At 71.8% G+C, this 18920-nt stretch carries 16 protein-coding genes; 6 read left to right on the top strand and 10 right to left on the bottom strand.

Annotated features, from left to right (window positions below; translation table 11 throughout):
• Positions 1-2 precede the first annotated feature (2 nt).
• The 8 genes from pgsA to R9X44_RS26870 all read right to left on the bottom strand — a co-directional run bounded on the left by pgsA (position 3) and on the right by R9X44_RS26870 (position 9846).
• Positions 3-560 (bottom strand): CDP-diacylglycerol--glycerol-3-phosphate 3-phosphatidyltransferase, encoded by a 558-nt coding sequence (gene pgsA, locus R9X44_RS26905; RefSeq protein WP_319817080.1) that lies wholly within the window; start codon positions 558-560, stop codon positions 3-5.
• Complete coding sequence (gene rimO / locus R9X44_RS26900; protein WP_319817079.1) at positions 557-1993, bottom strand: 30S ribosomal protein S12 methylthiotransferase RimO; 1437 nt, start codon at positions 1991-1993, stop codon at positions 557-559. Before rimO ends, pgsA begins: the two co-directional genes overlap by 4 nt.
• Before the next feature lie 51 nt (positions 1994-2044).
• Positions 2045-2809, bottom strand: a complete 765-nt coding sequence (locus tag R9X44_RS26895; RefSeq protein ID WP_319817078.1) for a helix-turn-helix domain-containing protein — start codon at positions 2807-2809, stop codon at positions 2045-2047.
• Between the two features lie 84 nt (positions 2810-2893).
• The gene (locus R9X44_RS26890; protein ID WP_319817077.1) at positions 2894-5458 is read right to left on the bottom strand and encodes an FtsK/SpoIIIE family DNA translocase; all 2565 of its coding nucleotides are present in this window, start codon (positions 5456-5458) and stop codon (positions 2894-2896) included.
• A gap of 76 nt (positions 5459-5534) precedes the next feature.
• The gene (locus R9X44_RS26885; protein WP_319817076.1) at positions 5535-6218 is read right to left on the bottom strand and encodes a Crp/Fnr family transcriptional regulator; all 684 of its coding nucleotides are present in this window, start codon (positions 6216-6218) and stop codon (positions 5535-5537) included.
• A gap of 93 nt (positions 6219-6311) precedes the next feature.
• Positions 6312-7169, bottom strand: a complete 858-nt coding sequence (locus tag R9X44_RS26880) for a 1,4-dihydroxy-2-naphthoate polyprenyltransferase (protein ID WP_319817075.1) — start codon at positions 7167-7169, stop codon at positions 6312-6314.
• Positions 7166-8722, bottom strand: coding sequence for an MFS transporter (locus tag R9X44_RS26875; protein ID WP_319817074.1), 1557 nt, complete (start codon positions 8720-8722; stop codon positions 7166-7168). The genes R9X44_RS26880 and R9X44_RS26875 overlap by 4 nt, the downstream gene beginning before the upstream one ends.
• 161 nt (positions 8723-8883) lie before the next feature.
• Positions 8884-9846, bottom strand: a complete 963-nt coding sequence (locus R9X44_RS26870) for a DMT family transporter (RefSeq protein ID WP_319817073.1) — start codon at positions 9844-9846, stop codon at positions 8884-8886.
• Here R9X44_RS26870 and R9X44_RS26865 point away from each other — a divergent pair.
• The 4 genes from R9X44_RS26865 (at position 9845) to R9X44_RS26850 (ending at position 14634) form a co-directional block, all read left to right on the top strand.
• Positions 9845-11239, top strand: coding sequence for a PLP-dependent aminotransferase family protein (locus R9X44_RS26865; RefSeq protein WP_319817072.1), 1395 nt, complete (start codon positions 9845-9847; stop codon positions 11237-11239). The two genes, R9X44_RS26870 and R9X44_RS26865, sit on opposite strands and share 2 nt — an antisense overlap.
• 11 nt (positions 11240-11250) lie before the next feature.
• A complete protein-coding gene (locus tag R9X44_RS26860; protein ID WP_319817071.1) occupies positions 11251-11778 on the top strand; it encodes a GNAT family N-acetyltransferase in 528 nt (175 codons plus the stop codon).
• Between the two features lie 224 nt (positions 11779-12002).
• The gene (gene dapA, locus R9X44_RS26855) at positions 12003-12920 is read left to right on the top strand and encodes a 4-hydroxy-tetrahydrodipicolinate synthase (protein WP_319817070.1); all 918 of its coding nucleotides are present in this window, start codon (positions 12003-12005) and stop codon (positions 12918-12920) included.
• 25 nt (positions 12921-12945) lie between these two features.
• A complete protein-coding gene (locus R9X44_RS26850) occupies positions 12946-14634 on the top strand; it encodes a ribonuclease J (RefSeq protein WP_319817069.1) in 1689 nt (562 codons plus the stop codon).
• Between the two features lie 52 nt (positions 14635-14686).
• Here the strand turns inward: R9X44_RS26850 and R9X44_RS26845 are convergent, their stop codons facing one another.
• Positions 14687-15058, bottom strand: a complete 372-nt coding sequence (locus R9X44_RS26845; protein ID WP_319817068.1) for a DoxX family protein — start codon at positions 15056-15058, stop codon at positions 14687-14689.
• A 128-nt stretch (positions 15059-15186) separates the two neighbouring features.
• On the opposite strand from R9X44_RS26845, the gene R9X44_RS26840 reads away from it, so the two are divergent.
• On the top strand, positions 15187-15765 hold the full coding sequence (locus R9X44_RS26840) for a TetR/AcrR family transcriptional regulator (protein ID WP_319817067.1): 579 nt from the start codon (positions 15187-15189) through the stop codon (positions 15763-15765).
• 95 nt (positions 15766-15860) lie between these two features.
• Positions 15861-18188, top strand: a complete 2328-nt coding sequence (locus R9X44_RS26835; protein WP_319817066.1) for a serine/threonine-protein kinase — start codon at positions 15861-15863, stop codon at positions 18186-18188.
• On the opposite strand, the gene R9X44_RS26830 is transcribed toward R9X44_RS26835, so the two are convergent.
• Positions 18178-18837: a uracil-DNA glycosylase gene (locus tag R9X44_RS26830; RefSeq protein WP_319817065.1), complete on the bottom strand. Its 660-nt coding sequence runs from the start codon at positions 18835-18837 to the stop codon at positions 18178-18180. The genes R9X44_RS26835 and R9X44_RS26830 overlap by 11 nt on opposite strands.
• Between the last annotated feature and the right edge of the window lie 83 nt (positions 18838-18920).

The raw sequence follows: 18920 nt of genomic DNA, 5'->3' as shown, positions 1-18920 counted from the left end.
CCTCACCCTAGTGCCGCGCGCCGCCTGGCACCCAGGTACTCGAGGCCGGAGACGATGGTCATGACGACCGCCGCCGTCATGAGGACGCCGTTCAGCGGGTCGAGCCGCACCGGAAGCAGGTAGACGAAGATCGCCAGCATCTGGATCGCCGCCTTGTACTTGCCGAGCTTCTCCGCGGCCACGACGACGTCGCCGCGCAGCAGGAGGAGCCGGTGGACGGTGATCGGGATCTCCCTGGCCAGGATGATCACGGTCGCCCACCACGTCAGCTCGCCGTTGATGGACAGCCCGACGAGGGCCGCGCCGGTGAGGAGCTTGTCGGCGATCGGGTCGACGATCTTGCCGAAGGTGGTGATCTCCTTGCGGCTGCGCGCGATCCTGCCGTCGGCGTAGTCGGTGAAGGCCGCCACGCAGAACAGGGCGAGTGCGGTCAGCCGCCAGCCTGTGCCGTCGGTGAGGACGAGGAGGGCGAAGAAGGGGGGCACGAGCGCGATGCGGAGCACCGTCAGCACGTTGGCGGGGTTCAGCGCGCTCACCCGCCGGTCCTGCGGCGGGGTCACGGCCTGCGGTCCTCGGCGTCCGTCGGCTTGACGGCGTCGCCGAACAGGTCGACGCCCTCGGCGTCGGTGATCAGCGCGGTGACGAGGTCGCCGACGGCGAGGCCGGTTCCGTGGACCGTGGTCGCGCCGTCGACCTCGGGGGCCTGGTGGAATCCGCGTCCCTCCCAGACGCCCGGCTCGGTCTCGCGTTCCACAAGGACGGTGATCTCGGTGCCGATCCGCTCCTCGGCGCGCTGCGCGGTCAGCTCCTCGGCGAGGCCGCTGACCTCGGCGAGGCGCGCGTCGATCTCGTCCTGGTCGAGCTTGCCGTCCAGGTTGGCGGCCTCGGTGCCGTCCTCGTCGGAGTAGCCGAAGACGCCGATGGCGTCCAGCCGCGCGGCCTCCAGGAAGCCGGTGAGGTCGGCGAGCTCCGCCTCGGTCTCGCCGGGGAACCCGACGATGAAGTTCGACCGGACGCCCGCCTCGGGGGCCAGCGTGCGGATCTGGGCGAGGAGGTCGAGGAAGCGCTCGGGGTCGCCGAAGCGCCGCATCCGGCGCAGGACGGTGCCGCTGGCGTGCTGGAAGGACAGGTCGAAGTAGGGCACGACGCCCGGTGTACTCGCGATCACTTCGAGCAGCCCTGGCCGTAGTTCGGCGGGCTGGAGGTAGCTGACGCGTACGACGTCCATGACCTGGGTCAGTTGGGGAAGCAGCTTCTCCAGCGCGCGCAGGTCGCCGAGGTCCTTGCCGTAGGAGGTGGAGTTCTCGCTCACCAGGACGATCTCGCGTACGTCGTGTCCGGCGAGCCACTCGGCTTCGGCGAGGATCTCCTCGGGCTTACGCGAGACGTACGAGCCGCGGAAGGCGGGGATCGCGCAGAAGGTGCAGCGGCGGTCGCATCCCGAGGCGAGCTTCAGCGGCGCGACGGGCCCTCCGCCGAGCCGCTTGCGCAACACCCGAGGCCCGGACGCGGGGGCGAGCCCTTCGGGAAGCTCCGACGGCTCGCCATGACCGGGCACGTGGACGTGCGCGGAAGAACGCTCCACCGGCGTGATCGGCAGCAGGGTCCTGCGGTCGCGCGGCTTGTGCGCGGTGATCGCCCGGCCCTCGACGACGTCGTCGAGCCGCTCGCCGATCGTCGCGTAGTCGTCGAAGCCGATCACCGCGTGCGCCTCGGGCAGCGCGTCGGCCAGCTCCGCGCCGTACCGCTCGGCCATGCAGCCGGCCGCGACGACCTTGGCCCCGGTGTCGTGCGCGGCGAGCAGGGTGTCGATGGAGTCCTTCTTGGCCGCGTCGATGAACCCGCAGGTGTTCACCACGACGACGTCGGCGCTCTCGGACCCCTCCTGGAGCCTCCAGCCGGACGCCTCGAGGCGGGCGGCGAGTTCTTCGGAGTCAGTCTCGTTGCGGGCGCAACCGAGGGTGACCAGGGACACGGTGCGGGGCTCGGGCATGCCTCTAAAGGTAGTGGGTAAAGGTAGTGGGCCCCGCACCCCTCCCGTGACTCAGGAGGCGTCGAGCTTGTCCCCGTCGAAGAACAGCCGGACGACCTGGCCGTCCTTGCCGGGCACCCCGAGGTCCTTGCCGTTGACGGTGAGGACCACTCCCCCGGCGTTGCCGAGCGTGATCTCCACTGTCTTACCCGTCCAGTTGCCTGTCTTGCCCTTGGCGAGGGTGCCCATGAACGGCTTGTCTCCGCCGACCGGCTGCACCCGCACCCACGACTGCGCGGTGGCGCGGATCTGGACGAGCACGTGGCCCTTCTTGACCTTCACCGGCGGCGGGACGGCGGCCACCGCGTCCTGGCCCGGCGTCCCGGCCGCCGCGGGCGACGCGGTGGCCGTCACGGTGTCCTTCGCGACGACGGGGGTGACCCGCTCCTCCTTGCCGCCGCTGAAGAACTGCACGATGCCCCACACGGCCACCAGGGCGAGCACCGCGGCCATCGCGGCGCTCCAGTTGGTCGGCCGCCGCTCCTTGAACTTCAGGGGCGTCTCGGGCTCGAAGGCGGCCGCCGCGCTCACCTGGACGCCGGGCGCGCCGCCATGGGTGTCGTCGTACTCGCGGATCAGCGGATCGGCGTCGACCCCGAGCACGCGCGCGATGCTGCGGATGTGGCCGCGCGCGTAGAAGTTGCCGCCGCACAGCGAGTAGTCGTCCTGCTCGATCCCCCGGATCACGGTCTCCCGGATGCGGGTGCGCTCGGCGACGTGCATGACGGTGAGACCCGAATCACGCCGTGCCTGACTCAGGACTTCACCGATGCTCATGAGAAACCTCCACCGCGAACGCTGTCATGATCAGTCTAGGACCGTGATCTACGCCGTTCCGTAAGGATCGGCCCCACTTCCGAGTCACGAATTGAGCAAGGCGAGGACTTCGGCGAGTCCGTCGGGCTTGACGAGGACGTCGCGCGCCTTCGAGCCCTCCGACGGTCCGACGATGCCCCGGCTCTCCATCAGGTCCATGAGCCGGCCCGCCTTGGCGAAGCCGACGCGCAGCTTGCGCTGGAGCATCGAGGTCGAGCCGAACTGCGTGGACACCACGAGTTCGATCGCCTGGACGAGCAGTTGAAGGTCATCGCCGATCTCCTCGTCGATCTCCTTGCGGGGTCCCGCGTCGGCCTGTACGTCCTCGGCGTACTCGGCCTCCATCTGGGCCTTGCAGTGAGCGACGATGCCCGCGATCTCCTTCTCGGAAACGTAGGCGTTCTGCAGCCGCATCGGCTTTGACGCGCCCATGGGCAGGAACAGGGCGTCACCCTGCCCGACGAGCTTCTCCGCGCCCGGCTGGTCGAGGATGACGCGCGAGTCGGCGAGCGACGACGTCGCGAACGCCAGCCGGGAAGGCACGTTCGCCTTGATCAGCCCGGTGACGACGTCCACGGACGGCCGCTGGGTGGCGAGCACAAGGTGGATGCCCGCCGCGCGCGCAAGCTGGGTGATCCGTACGACGTGGTCTTCGACGTCGCGCGGCGCGACCATCATCAGGTCCGCGAGCTCGTCGACGATCACGAGCAGATACGGGTACGGCGTGTAGACGCGTTCGCTTCCGGGCGGCGCGGACAGCTTGCCTGCGCGCACCGCCTTGTTGAAGTCGTCTATGTGCCGGAAGCCTGACGCGGCGAGGTCGTCGTAACGCCGGTCCATCTCCCCGACGACCCAGCCGAGCGCCTCGGCCGCCTTCTTCGGGTTGGTGATGATCGGCGTGATCAGATGCGGAATCCCCGCATACGACGACAGCTCCACCCGTTTGGGGTCGACAAGGATCAACCTCACCTCGTCGGGCGTCGCCCGCATCAGCACCGACGTGATCAACCCGTTGATGCACGTCGACTTGCCCGCGCCCGTCGCGCCCGCGATGAGGATGTGCGGCATCTTCGCGAGGTTCGCCACGACGGTGCGGCCCTCGACGTCCTTGCCGAGCCCCACCAGCATCGGATGCTGGTCAGAGGCCGCCACCTGGGAGCGCAGGACGTCGCCGAGGGACACGAGGTCCTTGTCGGTGTTGGGGATCTCCACCCCGATCGCCGACTTGCCGGGGATCGGGGAGATGATCCGGACATCCTGCGACTTGACCGCGTAGGAGATGTTCTTGGTGAGCGCGATGACCTTCTCGACCTTGACGGCCGGGCCCAGCTCGATCTCGTACCTGGTGATCGTCGGGCCGCGCGTGAACCCGGTGACCTGGGCGTCGACGTCGAACTGCTCGAGCACCCCGGTGAGGGCGTTGACGACGATGTCGTTGGCCTTGGTGCGCGGCTTGATCGCCGACCCGGCCTTCAGCAGCCCGGGTTCCGGCAGCTGGTAGCCCTCGCCGGACGGGTTGATCTTGAGCTGCTCCGCCCGGGTGGGCGCGGGGCTCGGGTCGGGGACGGTCGGGGCCTCGACGGCCGGGGGTTCGGCGGCGGCCTCCAACGCGGGCGGCCCGCCGTCCTCGTCGCCGAACAGCTCCTCCGACAGCGGCGGGCGCGGCGCGCCCTTGCGCGGCTCCACGACGGGGGTGTCGTACGGCCGGGTGTGCTCCCCGACCTCGAACTCCCCTTCGCCTTCGGCGTCCTTCTTGCGCCTGCGACGGCCGCCCGTGCCCTTGCGGCCGCCCTTGCCGCCGGAGCCCGAGGCCCCGTCGGCGTCCGGCTTGCCGCGCTGGAAGGTGAGCCGCATGAGCTCGTCGAAGCGGTCGGGGATGCGGTGGACGGGGGTCTTGGTGACGACCAGGAGGCCGAAGAAGGAGATGAGCAGCAGCAGCGGCACCGCCACCCACGCCGACAGCAGGGTCTCCAGCGGCGCGGAGACCAGCCAGCCGAGCACGCCGCCCGCCTTGCGGACGTGGTCCATGTCGGAGGGCGCGGGGCTGCCTGAGGCGATGTGGACGACCCCGGCTATGCCGAGGAACAGCGCGCTGGAGCCGATGGCGATGCGTCCGGCGTCCTCGTGCCGGTCGGGGTGGCGCAGCGTGCTCCAGGCGAGGAACGCCAGCATGAGCGGCAGCGCCATCGCGAACTTGCCGAGTCCGCCGCGCGTGATCATTTCGAGGACCTCGGTGAACCAGCCTCGCGGGGTCCACCAGGTCACTGAGGCGAAGACGATGGCGACGCCGAGAAGGCCGAGGCCGGCGCCGTCCCTGCGGTGTTCGGGTTCCAGTTCGCGCGCTCCGTCTCCGTAGGCTCGGAACATGGAGCCGACTCCCCTGGCGACCAGCATCCAGAACCCGGCGAGCATCCGGAAGAAGCCGAGGAAGAGCCTGCTGAGCGGCCCCGGGCCGCTCCGGGGGGGCGGCGCCTGCTTGCGGGGAGGCTTCTGCCCGCCCTTGTGCTGCGCCTTCGCCGGACGGCGGCGTGCTGCGGGGGATTTGCCGGCGGGTCCGGAGGACCCGCCACGCGAGGAGTTCCGCGTACCTCCGGACGCACGTGAGGCCATGCCGCCGAGCGTAACCCGAGGCGCAAGAGCAACCAAGAACAAAACGGGCGCGTGTCGTCACGTGCCACGAACGGGGTCAGCTCTCCCCGAGGAGTTTGCGCAGGCCCTCGGGGTCGAGGAGCACGATCCTGCGCCACCTGGTCCTGATCAGGCCGCGCTGCCGCCAGTCGCGCAGCGCCCTGGCGACCGTCTCGCGGGAGGCGTCCACGCAGCTCCCCAGCTCCTCCTGGGACAGCGGCGGAAGCCTGACGCCGCCCTCGTCGGGGGTGCCGCTCTCCTCGGCGAGCGCGAGCATGAGCCGGGCGAGGCGGGCCGCGCCGTCGAGGCTGCCGAGCGCGACGATGCGCCCGTCGGACTGTGCGAGCCTGCGGCTGGCGGTCCGGTAGATGAGCGGCCACGCCTGCGGGTGGTCGTTCAGGAACGCGGCGAACCTCGGCCTGGTGACCGACAGGGCGCTGACGGGGTGCAGCGCGGTCAGGGTCGCGGTGCGCGGCGAGTCGTTGAGCAGCCCGGTCTCGCCGACGAGTTCGCCGGGGCCGCGCACGGCGATGACGACCTCGCGGCCTTCGAGGTCGCCGACGGCGACCTTCGCCCAGCCCGACTTGATGATGAGGACCTGGTCGGGCCGCTCGCCCTGGAGCAGCAGGTGCGTCCCGGCAGGGAAGGTGCGGACGCGGCCGCCGCGCAGGAGCGCCTCGCGGGCGGGAGGCTCGAGGCTGCTCCAGAAGTTCTCTGGCCGGGAGGGTTCGACGGGGGTCATGGTCTCATTTGACTACGGATTCCCCCCGCGCGATCCCTTCTCTGTAAGGAAATTGCCCACGCGGCTTTCGGTGCGCGTCTTAGGACGGCGTCTTCACAGCGCAAGGCCGATGGCGAGCAGGACCCCGAAGACAAGCTGGACCCTTCCGGCCTCGCCGAGGACTTCGACCAGCTCACCGCCCTGCGCGCCCTGCAGGACCCGCCTGGACGGGGCCAGCGTCAGCGGCGCGGACAGCAGCGCGATGAGCGCCCACGGACGCGCCGCGCCGAGGCCGATGACGAAGATGTACGGCATCGACAGGCACAGCGTGAACAGCACCCGCGACATGGTGTCGCCCAGGACGACGGCGAGGGTGCGCTTGCCGGTCATCGCGTCGGTGTCGATGTCGCGGACGTTGTTGACGACAAGGACCGCGCACGACAGCAGGCCGACGGGGATGGCCGCGGCCCAGGCCGTCCAGGGGACGTACTCAAGCTGGACGTAGACGGTCCCGACGACGGCGACGAGGCCGAAGAACACGAAGACCGACAGCTCGCCCAGCGCGCGGTACCCGTACGGCCGCGAGCCGCCCGTGTAGAACCAGGCGGCGGCGATGGCGGCGGCCCCGACCAGCAGCAGCCACCACGAGGTGACGGCGACGAGGACGAGCCCCGCGACGCCGCCGACGGCGAAGCTGAGCAGCGCGGCGGCCAGCACCTGCTTGGGCGGCTTCGCGCCGGACCCGGTGAGCCGCATCGGCCCGACGCGGTCGGCGTCGGTGCCCTTGACGCCGTCGCTGTAGTCGTTGGCGTAGTTCACGCCGACCTGGAGCGCCAGGGAGACCAGCAGCGCGAGGGCCGCGCGCCACCAGACGGCGTGGCCCTCACCGATGGCGAGGCCGGTGCCGACGGCCACGGGCACGACGGCGGAGGGCAGCGTCCGGGGGCGGGCGCCGGCGATCCACAGGTTCATAGCTCTTTTCCGCGCAGCCGGAGGGTCATGATCAGTCCGACGGCGAGGATACCGGCGGTCACCAGGGCCGCGTGGCCGGTCGCGGTGGCGAGGCTCTCGATCGCGGCGCGCGACAGCTCGGGGTCGAGGGCCGCGATGTTGGTGCCGACGTTGCCCTGGAGCTCGGCGGCGGCCTCGGCGTCACCCGTCCTGGCCTGCATGGCGTGGCCGAGGCTGGTGGCGAAGACCGTCCCGATGCAGGCGATGCCGAGCGCGCTGCCGATCTGGCGTGAGGTCGACTGGGTGCCGGACGCCTGGCCGGACTGGCCGCGCGGCACGTCGGCGAGGGAGACGTTGGTGAGCTGCGCGGACGTCATGCCGAGGCCGAGGCCGTACAGCAGCATCCAGGGCGCGAGGCCGAAGCCGGTGGTGCCCGCGTGGGTCGTCAGGCCGATCGCCAGTACGGCGGCGAACTCCAGCGCCATGCCGTACTGCACGACGCGTGCCGCGCCGATGCGGCGGCCGAGCCGCGCGGCGGTGCCGCCGGACAGGAACGAGCCGATCGCCAGCGGCAGGATCGCGACGCAGATCTGCAGAGGCGAGTCCCCGTGCGCGCCCTGCAGGAACAGCGGGAGGATGAACAGCAGGCCGAGTTCGCCGACGCTGATGAGCGAGGCCGCGGCGTTGCCGCGCCGGAACGTGGCGATGCGGAACAGCCGCAGGTCGAGCATGACGGGTTTGCCCGCACGCGCCCTCGCCCGCTCCACGAGCACGAACGTGATGAGCAGCAGGACCGAGGCGGCCAGCGCGAGCGGCACCGGCGAGATCGGCCAGCCGGGCAGCTCGTCGGACGCCTGCCACCAGCCGTAGGTCTGGCCCTCGATGAGGCCGAAGACCAGCGCGCCGAGGCCGAGCGCGGAAAGGACGCCGCCCTTCCAGTCGAGCCCGCGCGGGCCGGAGGCGTCGCGGGTCTCCGGGATGTACTTGAGCACGCCCGCGATGAGCAGCGCGCCGAGCGGCAGGTTGATGGTGAACGCCCACTGCCAGCCGTGCGAGGTGGCCAGCCAGCCGCCGAGCAGCGGCCCGACGGCGGTCATGCCGCCGATCATCGAGCCCCAGATGCCGAACGCGATCGCGCGGTCGCGGCCGTGGAACAGGCTGTTCACCGTCGAGAGCGTCGCCGGCATGATCATCGCCGCGCCGACGCCCTGGAGCGCGCGCGCCGCGATCAGCTCGCCCGCGCTGCCGGAGGCGGCCACCGCGAGGCTCGCCACGACGAACACGACCGTGCCGACAACGAACATGAGACGGCGGCCGTACACGTCGGCGAGGCGGCCGAAGGTGATCATCAGCGCGGCGAAGACCAGCGAGTAGATCGAGGTCAGCCACTCGGCCTGGGTGGCGCGCAACCCGATCTCGTCGACCACGCTCGGCAGCAGGACGCTGACGATCGTGGCGTCGACCACGATGAGCGAGACCGCGAGGCTGATGACGGCGAGGCCGAGCCAGCGCCCTTTCCCGCCGGGCGGCGCGGCCGCCTCATCTCGCGGGTCGGCGGTCGTCGGCGCGCTCATTCTCATCCCGGGTCTTGGCTTGTGGTGACGGATCTGGCGGACAGATCCCGTGGTGGCAGAACGGGCCCAAGCCTATTCCCGCCTCCCGGACGTCCCGAACGGCCCCCTCCCGGTGCGTCGGAGGAGGCCGGGGACGCTGGTCGGGCGGCGTGCCCGGGGCGTCAGACGAGGGGCCTCCGGTAGCCCTCCACGCGCGCGGCATCCGGCGGGCGGACGCGCGCTGTTGACGGCCGCGTAACGCCCCCTCGGGAAGCGCGCTGGGTCCACGCGACGCACCCCAGGACGGCGAGGGCGGCGACGAGCGTCAGCGGGTCGAAGGGGTCGCCGAGCAGCAGCGCGGCCCAGCCGATGGTGAGCAGCGGCTGGAGCAGCTGGACCTGGCCCGCCTTCGCGATGCCCGCCCTGGCCAGGCCCGCGTACCAGGCGAAGAACCCAAGGAACATCGAGAACAGCGACACGTACGCGAAGCCGCCCAGCGCGCGCGGGGTCCAGTGCGGCTCGGTGGTCGCAAGGAGAAACCCGGTGACGGGGACCGTCAAGGGCGTGAAGAGGACGAGCGCCCAGCACACGACCTGCCATGCGGGACGTGAGCGCGACAGCCGCGCGCCTTCTGCGTATCCGACCGCGCCGAGGACGAGCGCGCCGAGCAGGAACAGGTCGGCGACGGTGAAGGTGCCGCCGCCCTCCCACAGGGTGAAGACGGTCACGCACGCGGTGCCGGTGAGCGCGGCCCGCCAGAAGGCCGGAGACGGCTTCTCCCCCGCGAACAGCACGGCAGCTATGGCGGTCGCGGCCGGGAGCAGCCCGACGATCACCGCCCCGTGCGAGGCGGAGGCACCGAGGTCGAGCGCCAGCGTCGACAGCACCGGGAAGCCGAGGATGATCCCGAGTCCGGTGAGGACGATCCCGCGCGGCTCCCTGGGCAGCGGGGCCCTGGCGCACAGCAGCGCGATCCCGGCCGGGACGGCGACGAACGCGGCACGCCCTATCCCGATCAGGTACGGATCGAGCCCTTCGAGGGCGAGGACCGTGCTCGGGAGCGTGAGCGAGAACGCGAGCACCCCTCCGAAGGCAAGGAGGAGCGCTATCGGGTCGGGGGCAGTAGCGCTATCGTTATCTCTCATGAACAACGATAGCAGTGTCGCTTCCCTCGCCACCAGGCTGCGGGCGGAAGCCACTGGCCTTCGTGCCGGAACCCGGATGCCGTCGAGCCGTACCCTCACCGAGCGCTACCGCGTCAGCCCGGTGACGGTCTCCCGCGCGCTCGCCCTGCTCGTCGCCGAGGGCGTCGTGGTGACCAGGCCCGGCAGCGGCACGTTCGTCGCCGAGCGGCGCGCGGCGGCCTCCGGGGAGGCCGACCGCAGCTGGCAGAACACCGCGCTCGGCGAGCGCAGGGTCGACCCCGAGGGCGTCGCGCTCGGCCTCATCCCTGTCCCCGACGGGATCGTCCCGCTCGTCGGCGGCTATCTGCCCGAAGGGCTGCGGCCCACCCGCGCGCTGGCCGCCGCGAGCGCGCGGGCCGCACGCCGTCCCCAGGCGTGGGGCGCGCCGCCGCCCGAGGGGCTGCCCGAGCTGCGCGCCTGGTTCGCCGGGCTCACCGGCTGCACCCCCGAGGACGTCCTTGTCTCCGGCGGCGGCCAGTCCTCCCTCTGGCTCGCCCTACGCGCCGTCGTAGCGCCCGGAGGGCCCGTCCTCGTGGAGTCGCCCACCTACCCCGGCCTGATCGCGGCGGCCCGCGCGGCGGGCCTCACCCCGGTCCCGGTGCCCGTGGACGGCGACGGGGTCCGTCCCGATCTCCTCGCCGAAGCCTTCGCCCGTACGGGGGCGCGCGCTTTCGTCTGCCAGCCGACCTTCCACAACCCCACAGGCTCGGTCCTGCCTCCCGACCGCAGGGCGGGGGTGCTGAAGGCCGCCAGGCAAGCCGGAGCCTTCGTCATCGAGGACGACTTCGCAAGGCACCTGTCCATGGGCGCGGCCCCGGCCCCCCTGGTGGCCGGCGACGCGGCGGGGACCGTCGTGCACATCGCGTCGCTGACCAAGGCGACCGCGCCGTCCCTGCGGATCTCCGGGATCGTCGCGCGCGGGCCCGTCGCCGAGCGGATCAGGGCCGCGCAGCTCGTCGAGTCGTTCTTTCCCGCCAGACCCCTCCAGGAGACCGCTCTGGAGTTCGTCTCGTCCCCGTCGTGGCCCAGGCACCTTCGGGCGGTCTCGGCGGAGCTGAGGCGGCGGCGCGACGTCCTGGCGGCCGCGCTGGCCGAGCACGTCCCGGAGATCCAGCTTCCCTCGCTGCCGTCGGGCGGGCTCTACCTGTGGGGCCGTCTCCCGGAGGGCCTTGACGACGCCGCCCTCACCGAGACGGCTCGCGCCCACGGCGTCGCCATCGCCCCCGGCAGGCCGTACTTCCCCGCCGAACCCCCGGCCCCGTACCTGCGCCTCAGCTACAGCGCCGCAGCCGACACCGACGCCCTTGTCGAAGGCGTCCGACGGCTTTCCGCGGCCCTGCGCGCGAGCCGGTAGCGTGGCCGCCCATGACGGACGTCGGCGTCAGGGACGCGAGGCTCGGTGACACCGCGGCGGTGGCCGAGATCCAGGTGAGTGCGTGGCAGGCCGCCTACCGGGGCTTCATGCCCCCCGAGCCGCTCGCGGAGATGACGGCGTCGGCCGAGCCGTGGCGCGCGCGCTGGGCCGAGGCGGTGACCGCGCCGCCCTCCCCCCGGCACCGGGTGCTCGCCGCCGTCGCCGACGGGGTCGTGGTCGGCTTCGCCGCGTTCGCCCCGGCCGAGGACCCCGACCAGGACGCCGACGCCGCCGAGGTCGTCACCCTCGCCGTCGACCCCACCCGGGCCCGCGAGGGCCACGGCAGCCGTCTGCTCGCGGCCGTGGCCGACCAGCTCAGGGAGCTTTCCTTCACCACCGCCGTCACCTGGGTCTTCGCCGAGGACGCCGCGCTGCGCGCCTTCCTCGAACCCTCAGGATGGGCCCCCGACGGCGCCACCCGCACCCTCGCCCTCGGCCGCCCCATCGAGATGGTCAGGCTGCACACGTCACTCGCGTGACACCGTTTCCGAGCTGTGACCGAAGATCCGGGAGATTCAGGTAACACGGCGCGGAAGGCACGCGATAGCGGGATAGACGCCGCTTTGATCCGCGTACCCCCGAGCGTGGATCGAAGCGGCGTCTCTCGTTTTTCCGCCCCTCGCGGGCGGGGCGGGGGCCGTTTTCCCCAGGCCGGACGGCTCCGGCTCACCTGACGGTGCCGCGCGGGGGTACGGTTCGGTGCATGGCACCCAGCACAACACCCGACGCCCCGTTCGGCCGGATGCTCACCGCGATGATCACCCCCATGCGCGCCGACGGCTCCGTGGACGAGGCCGGCGCGGCCGAGCTCGCCGTCCGCCTCGTCGACGAGCGCCGCCACGACGGCCTGGTGATCAACGGCACCACAGGTGAGTCCCCCACCACCGACGACGCCGAGAAAGAGCGCGTCCTGCGCGCGGTCGTGGAGGCCGTCGGCGACCGGGCGACCATCGTGTTCGGGGCCGGCAGCAACGACACCCGGCACAGCATCCACCTGGCGAAGGTCGCCGAGCGGGCGGGGGCCGACGGACTGCTCACCGTATGTCCGTACTACAACAAGCCGCCGCAGGAGGGTATCTACCGTCATATGACGGCGATCGCTGACTCCACCGGCCTCCCCGTGATGCTCTATGACATCCCGGGCAGGGCGGGCGTGCCCATCGAGAGCCAGACCCTGATCCGGCTGGCCGAGCACCCGCGCATCGTGGCCGTCAAGGACGCCAAGGCCGACCTCTTCGCCTCGTCCCAGGTGATGGCGGTCACCGACCTCGCCTACTACTCGGGCGACGACAACCTGAACCTCGCCTGGCTGTCCCAGGGGGCCGTCGGGTTCGTCAGCGTCGTGGGGCACGTGGCGGGCACCGAACTGCATGAGATGATTGAGCTCTACCGGTCCGGTGACGTCACCGGGGCGCTGGCGATCCACCGCCGGCTGCTCCCCGTCGTCACCGCGATCATGACGAGGACACAGGGCGTCATCGCGGTCAAGGCCGCGCTGGCCCTGCAGGGACTTCCCAGCGGAGTGGTGCGCGCCCCGCTGGTGGACGCGACGCCGGAGTTCACGGCGCAGCTACGCGAGGACTTGATCACAGGGGGTATCAAAGTGGAGGCCGCTGAGTGAGTTTTACCTGTTTCGAGGGCGCCGTATGAGCCATCCGCATCCCGAACTGGGACCGCCGCCCGCGCTGGCGCGGGGAGCCCTGCGCATCGTCGCGCTGGGCGGGCTCGGGGAGATCGGCCGCAACATGGCCGTCTTCGAGTACGACGGACGCCTGCTGATCGTCGACTGCGGCGTGCTCTTCCCCGAGGAGGAGCAGCCGGGCGTCGACCTGATCCTGCCCGACTTCGACTACATCCGCGATCGGCTCGACCTGATCGAGGCCGTCGTCCTGACGCACGGCCACGAGGACCACATCGGCGCGGTCCCCTACCTGCTGCGCGAGCGGCCCGATCTTCCCCTGATCGGCTCCCGCCTCACGCTGGCGCTGGTGGAGGCCAAGCTGTCCGAGCACCGGATCAAGCCGGTGCTCCAGGTCGTCGCCGACGGCGAGCGCCGCGCGTTCGGACCGTTCGACTGTGAGTTCCTCGCGGTCAACCACTCGATCCCGGACGCGATGGCGGTCGGCATCCGCACCCCCGCGGGGCTCGTGGTGCACACCGGCGACTTCAAGATGGACCAGCTCCCCCTCGACGGGCGGCTCACCGACCTCGGCACGTTCGCGCGCCTCGGCTCGGAGGGCATCGACCTGCTGATGTCGGACTCGACCAACGCCGAGGTCCCCGGCTTCGTCACCAGCGAGCGCGACATCTCCGGCGCGATCGACAACGTGTTCCGCACCGCGCAGGAGCGGATCATCGTCGCGTGCTTCGCCTCGCACGTACACCGCGTCCAGCAGGTGCTGAACGCCGCGGTGAAGGCCGGGCGCAAGGTCGCCTTCGTGGGCCGCTCGATGGTCCGCAACATGGGCGTGGCGCGCGAGCTGGGCTACCTGGAGGTCCCCGAGCACCTGCTGGTGGACCCCAAGGCGCTCGATGAGCTGCCGCCGGAGAAGATCGTCCTGGTCTGCACGGGTTCGCAGGGTGAGCCGATGTCCGCGCTGTCGCGGATGGCCAACCGCGACCACCACCAGATCCGGATCACCGAGCGCGACACCGTGATGCTGGCGTCGTCGCTGATCCCCGGCAACGAGAACTCGGTCAACCGGGTGATCAACGGCCTCACCCGGTGGGGCGCGCGGGTCGTGCACAAGGGCAACGCCCTGGTCCACGTCTCCGGGCACTCCTCGGCGGGCGAGCTGCTGTTCCTGCTCAACCTGACCAAGCCGTCGAACTTCATGCCGGTGCACGGCGAGTGGCGGCACCTGCGCGCCCACGCCAAGCTGGCGTCGCTGACGGGCGTGCCGGACGAGAACATCGTCATCGCCGAGGACGGCGTCGTGGTCGACCTCGTCGAGGGCCATGCCAAGATCGTCGGCGCGGTCCCGGCCGGTTACGTCTACGTCGACGGCTCAAGCGTCGGCGAGATCACCGAGACGTCCCTGAAGGACCGCCGCATCCTCGGTGAGGAGGGCTTCGTCTCGGTCGTCGTGGTGATCGACTCCTCCACCGGCAAGGTCATCGCCGGTCCGGAGATCCACGCGCGCGGCGCGGGCATCGGCGACCAGGACTTCCAGGAGGTCCTCGACCGCATCGACGCGGCCATCGCCGAGGCCGCCGCCGACGGCATCGCCGACGTCCACCAGCTCCGCCAGAAGATGCGCCGCACGGTCGGCAAATGGGTCAGCGAGTCCTACCGCCGCCGTCCCATGATCGTCCCGGTCGTCATCGAAGCCTGAGCCACCCCTTCCGGCGTCCCTCCCAGGACGCCGGAAGGCCGCTCAAGCGGTGTCAGAGCGCGACGGTCCGCGCGACGGCGACGAACAGCGGCGCGGCGACCAGCAGGAAGACGACGGGGAGACCGTCGTACTCCTTGCGCCGGATGTGCACGACCGCCGCGCCGACCATCAGCGCGGCGAGGCAGTATCCGGCGATGGGCGTCAGCACCGGCAGCACGTCGAACGCCCACGGCAGCACGAGCCCGAGCGCGCCGGCGACCTCGGCGAGGCCGATGAGCCTGATCGCGGGCTGGCTGAAGTCGTTCGCCCAGCCCATCTTGGGGTTCTCGAGGATCTTCTCCTTCGTCTGGACGAGCTTGCTCGCCCCTGCCCCGCCGAGAATGAGCGCGACGATTCCTGTGACGATCCACACAGCGATGTCCACTGTCTTGTCCTCTTTTTCTGCTGGTTCACCCGGGGATGCGGTAAGTAAACGGACCTTACCCCGCTTAGTATGTGGTACGCCACCCCGGTTATGCTCGGTGCGACGCCTGCGCCGGAGAGGAAGTACGCGTGACCACTGAGCGGGCCGACGCCGCGCGCAACCGGGCCGTGCTGATCGCGACCGCACGGGAGATGCTCGCCGAGGTCGGCGCGGACAAGATCACCATGGACGCCCTCGCGGAACGGTCGGGCCTGGGCAGGGGGACGGTGTTCCGGCGGTTCAAGACGCGCCCCGGCATCTTCATGGCCCTGCTCGACGACGGTGAGCGCGCCTTCCAGGAGCGCGTGCTGTCCGGTCCCCCGCCGCTCGGCCCCGGCGCTGAGCCGCTCGACCGGCTCGTCGCGTTCGGCAGGGCGCGCCTCGGCTTCCTGCGCGAGAACCGGGAGATCGCCCGCGCCGCGTTCGACGGGCGCACCCCCGTCCCCTTCGGCCCGCCGACCACCATGACCCGGTTGCACATCGGGACGCTGCTGCACCAGGCGGGGGTCGCGGCCGACCTCGACATCCTCGCGATGCAGCTCAACGCGGCGCTCGACGTGCCCGTGCTGCTCTACGCCGCGCCGGAATGCGACGGGCGCGACGACGAGGGCTTCGAGGAACGGCTCGCCTCCGGCTGGGCGGACCTCGTCCACCGACTGACCCGCTGACGACGGGCCCGCATTGCCGTGTGGCGTCAGTCACAATGGGTGGGTGTCCGTGGACGGGCTGCTTCGTTGGGGGTTGTTGGGGTAAAGGTCCGGTCATGACCGCTTCCCTCCGACCGGATGATCCGGTGGCCGTCGGACCGTACCGGCTGACCGGACGGCTCGGGGCCGGGGGGATGGGCACGGTGTTCCTCGGGGCCGCCGACGACGGGCGTGCCGTGGCCGTCAAGGTCATCAACGCGGGGGCGGCGGGCGATCCGCAGTTCCGCGCGCGGTTCCGGCGCGAGGTCGAGGCGGCCCGGCTCGTGCGGCGGTTCTGCACCGCGCCCGTGCTCGACGCCTCGGTGGAGGACGAGCCGTTCTACATCGTCACCGAGCACGTGGCGGGGCCGACCCTTGAGGAGGCCGTCGTCCGGGGCGGGGTGCTGCGGGGCGCGGACCTTGAGGCGCTCGCCGTGGGGACCGCGACGGCGTTGGCCGCGATTCACGACGCGGGCCTGGTCCACCGCGACCTGAAGCCGTCGAACGTCCTGCTGTCGGCTTTCGGCCCGCGCGTCATCGACTTCGGAATAGCGCGCGCGCTTGACTCCGGCGCGGGACTGACCCGCGCGGGCCAGCTCATCGGCACGCCCTCTTACATGGCCCCCGAGATCATCAAAGGAGACGAGCCCTCCGCGGCCTCCGACGTCTTCTCCTGGGCCTGTGTGATCGCCTTCGCGGGCACCGGACGCGGCCCCTTCGAGGGCGGGACCATGCCGGAGATCCTTTACCGCATCTCCCACGACCCGCCCCGGCTCGACGGCCTCGACCCCGCCCTGCTCCCCCTCGTCTCCCGCGCCCTCACCAAGGACCCGTCCCGCCGCCCCACGATCGGCGAGGTCCTGACCGCCTTCACCGGCACGACCGACCCCGGCTTCGAAGCCGTCGGCCACCTCCACGAAAACACCCTCCCCTCCATCGAAGCCACCCCGACCTACCCCACCGACGCGCCCCCGCCCGCCGCCCCCACCCCTCTCCGCTCGCTCCCCAACACCGCCGCCCCTCTCCACGTACTCCCCGACGGCTCCGTACCCGGCTGGCCACCACCAGACGACACCCCACCAGCCCCGTCCCTACCGAACACCCCACTCCGCGAAGGCCCACACCCCAACAAGGCCCTACGCGAAAACGCGCTGCCCGACGAGGCCCTACCTGAAGGCGCGCCGCCCGACGAGGCCCTGCGCGAACGCGCACGGGCCGACGAGGCGCTGCCAGCACTCCGCGAAGGCGCGCTGCCCGATGCGGCGCTACCGGGGTTGCGCGAAGCCGCGCAGGCGGGCGAGGCAGTGCCAGCGCTCCGCGAAGGCGCGCCGCCCGACGAGGCCCTGCGCGATCGCGCACGGGCCGACGAGGCGCTGCCAGGGCTACGCGAAGGAGCGCGGGCCGACGCGGCAGCGCGAGTCCTGCGCGAAGGCGCGCCGCCCGACGAGGCGCTACCAGTCCTGCGCGAAGGCGCGCCGCCCGACGAGGCGCTACCAGTCCTGCGCGAAGGCGCGCCGCCCGACGAGGCGCTACCAGTCCTGCGCGAAGGCGCGCCGCCCGACGAGGCGCTACCAGGGCTCCGTGAAGGCGCGCGGGCCGACGCGGCAGTGCCAGGGCTGCGCGGAGGTGTGCTGCACGACGAGGTGGTGCCAGGGGTGGGTGAAGGTGTGGGGGTGGGTGGGGTGGTGCCTGTTGTGCCTTCGCCGCGTGGGGTGCGGCAGGGGGCCGCTGCCGCGCGGGGGGCGGACGGGTCGCCGTTCGTCGCGGTGTCGCCCGAAGGGCCGGTGCGCGAGGCCGACTCCCCCGCGACGCCGCCCACGCCGACGATGTCGCCGTCACGCTGGACCACCGGCGCGGGCGACCTCACCGGCCCGCAGGACCCCGCCGACGAAGCGAGCGCCGAGGAGCCGACCGACCCCGGCGCGTTCCCCGCCGAGGGCGCGGCCCGGGTGGGCCTGCGCACCGGCATGGTCGCGGGCGTGATCGCCGGCCTGCTCGTGCTCCCCCTGCTCGCGGTGCTCCTGTGGGCGCTGACCGACGGCGGCGACGCCAACGGCGATGCGCCAGCACCGCAGTCCGCAAGCCTCCTCGCGGTCCCCGACGCCTTCCTCGGCACCTGGCGCGGCGAGGTCGTCCGCACCGGCGACAAGAAAGCCGAGTACCCGGTGACCGTCACGCTTACCGGCGGCGCGCTCGGCGAGCGGATCGGCACGAGCGAGGCGCGCGGCTGCACCCGCGACCTCACCCTCACCAAGGCCGACGGCGTGCAGCTGCTCGTCATCGAGAGCGGGACGGGCCAGGGCTGCGCGGGCGCGGCACCGGTGACGCTCTCCCTCACCGGCGCCGACCTCGTCTACGGCCTCGACGACGGCGCGACCACCGCCGTAGGCGCGCTCACCAGGTGATCTCCGGCTGCCCGGAGTCCGCGAGCGCCTTGTTGACCTTGCTGAACGGCTGCGTGCCGAAGAAGGTGCGCGCGCTCAGTGGGCTCGGATGCGCCGACTCGTGCACCACATGCTGCGGGTTCGTCACCAGCGCCGCCTTCTTGCGCGCGTACGCGCCCCACAGCACGAACACCACACGCTCTTCCTTGGCGTTCAGCGCGCGGATCGCCGCGTCGGTGAACTCCTCCCAGCCCTTTTTCGCGTGCGAGCCCGCCTCGCCCGCGCGCACGGTGAGCACCGCGTTGAGCATCAGCACGCCCTGCTCGGCCCACCGGGTGAGGTCGCCGCTCGCGGCCGGGGCGACGCCGAGGTCGGCGTTCAGCTCCTTGTAGATGTTGCGCAGCGAAGGCGGCAGCTTGACGCCCTCGCGGACGCTGAAGCTCAGCCCGTGCGCCTGGCCGGGCCCGTGGTAGGGGTCCTGGCCGAGGATGAGCACGCGCGCGTCGGCAAGGCAGGTGTGCCGGAACGCGTTCAGCAGGTCTTCCCTCGGCGGGTAGACCGTGCCCGCGGTGTACTCGGCCTCGACGAAGGAGCCCAGCGCCGCGGTGGCGAGGGGATCGAGGTCCATGGCGTCGCGCCAGTCCTCCGGAAGCTGCTCGATCAAGTCCATGTGCCGACCCTAGCCACCGCCACCGACAGAAACCTGGGTTACGGGTATCTGGGACGCGGGGCGTGCTTCCTCCCGTTATGGTC

It is taken from the genome of Actinocorallia sp. A-T 12471 (genome assembly GCF_033875155.1).
Taxonomy (GTDB): domain Bacteria; phylum Actinomycetota; class Actinomycetes; order Streptosporangiales; family Streptosporangiaceae; genus Actinocorallia.
This window is presented reverse-complemented; position numbering and strand designations above follow the sequence as displayed.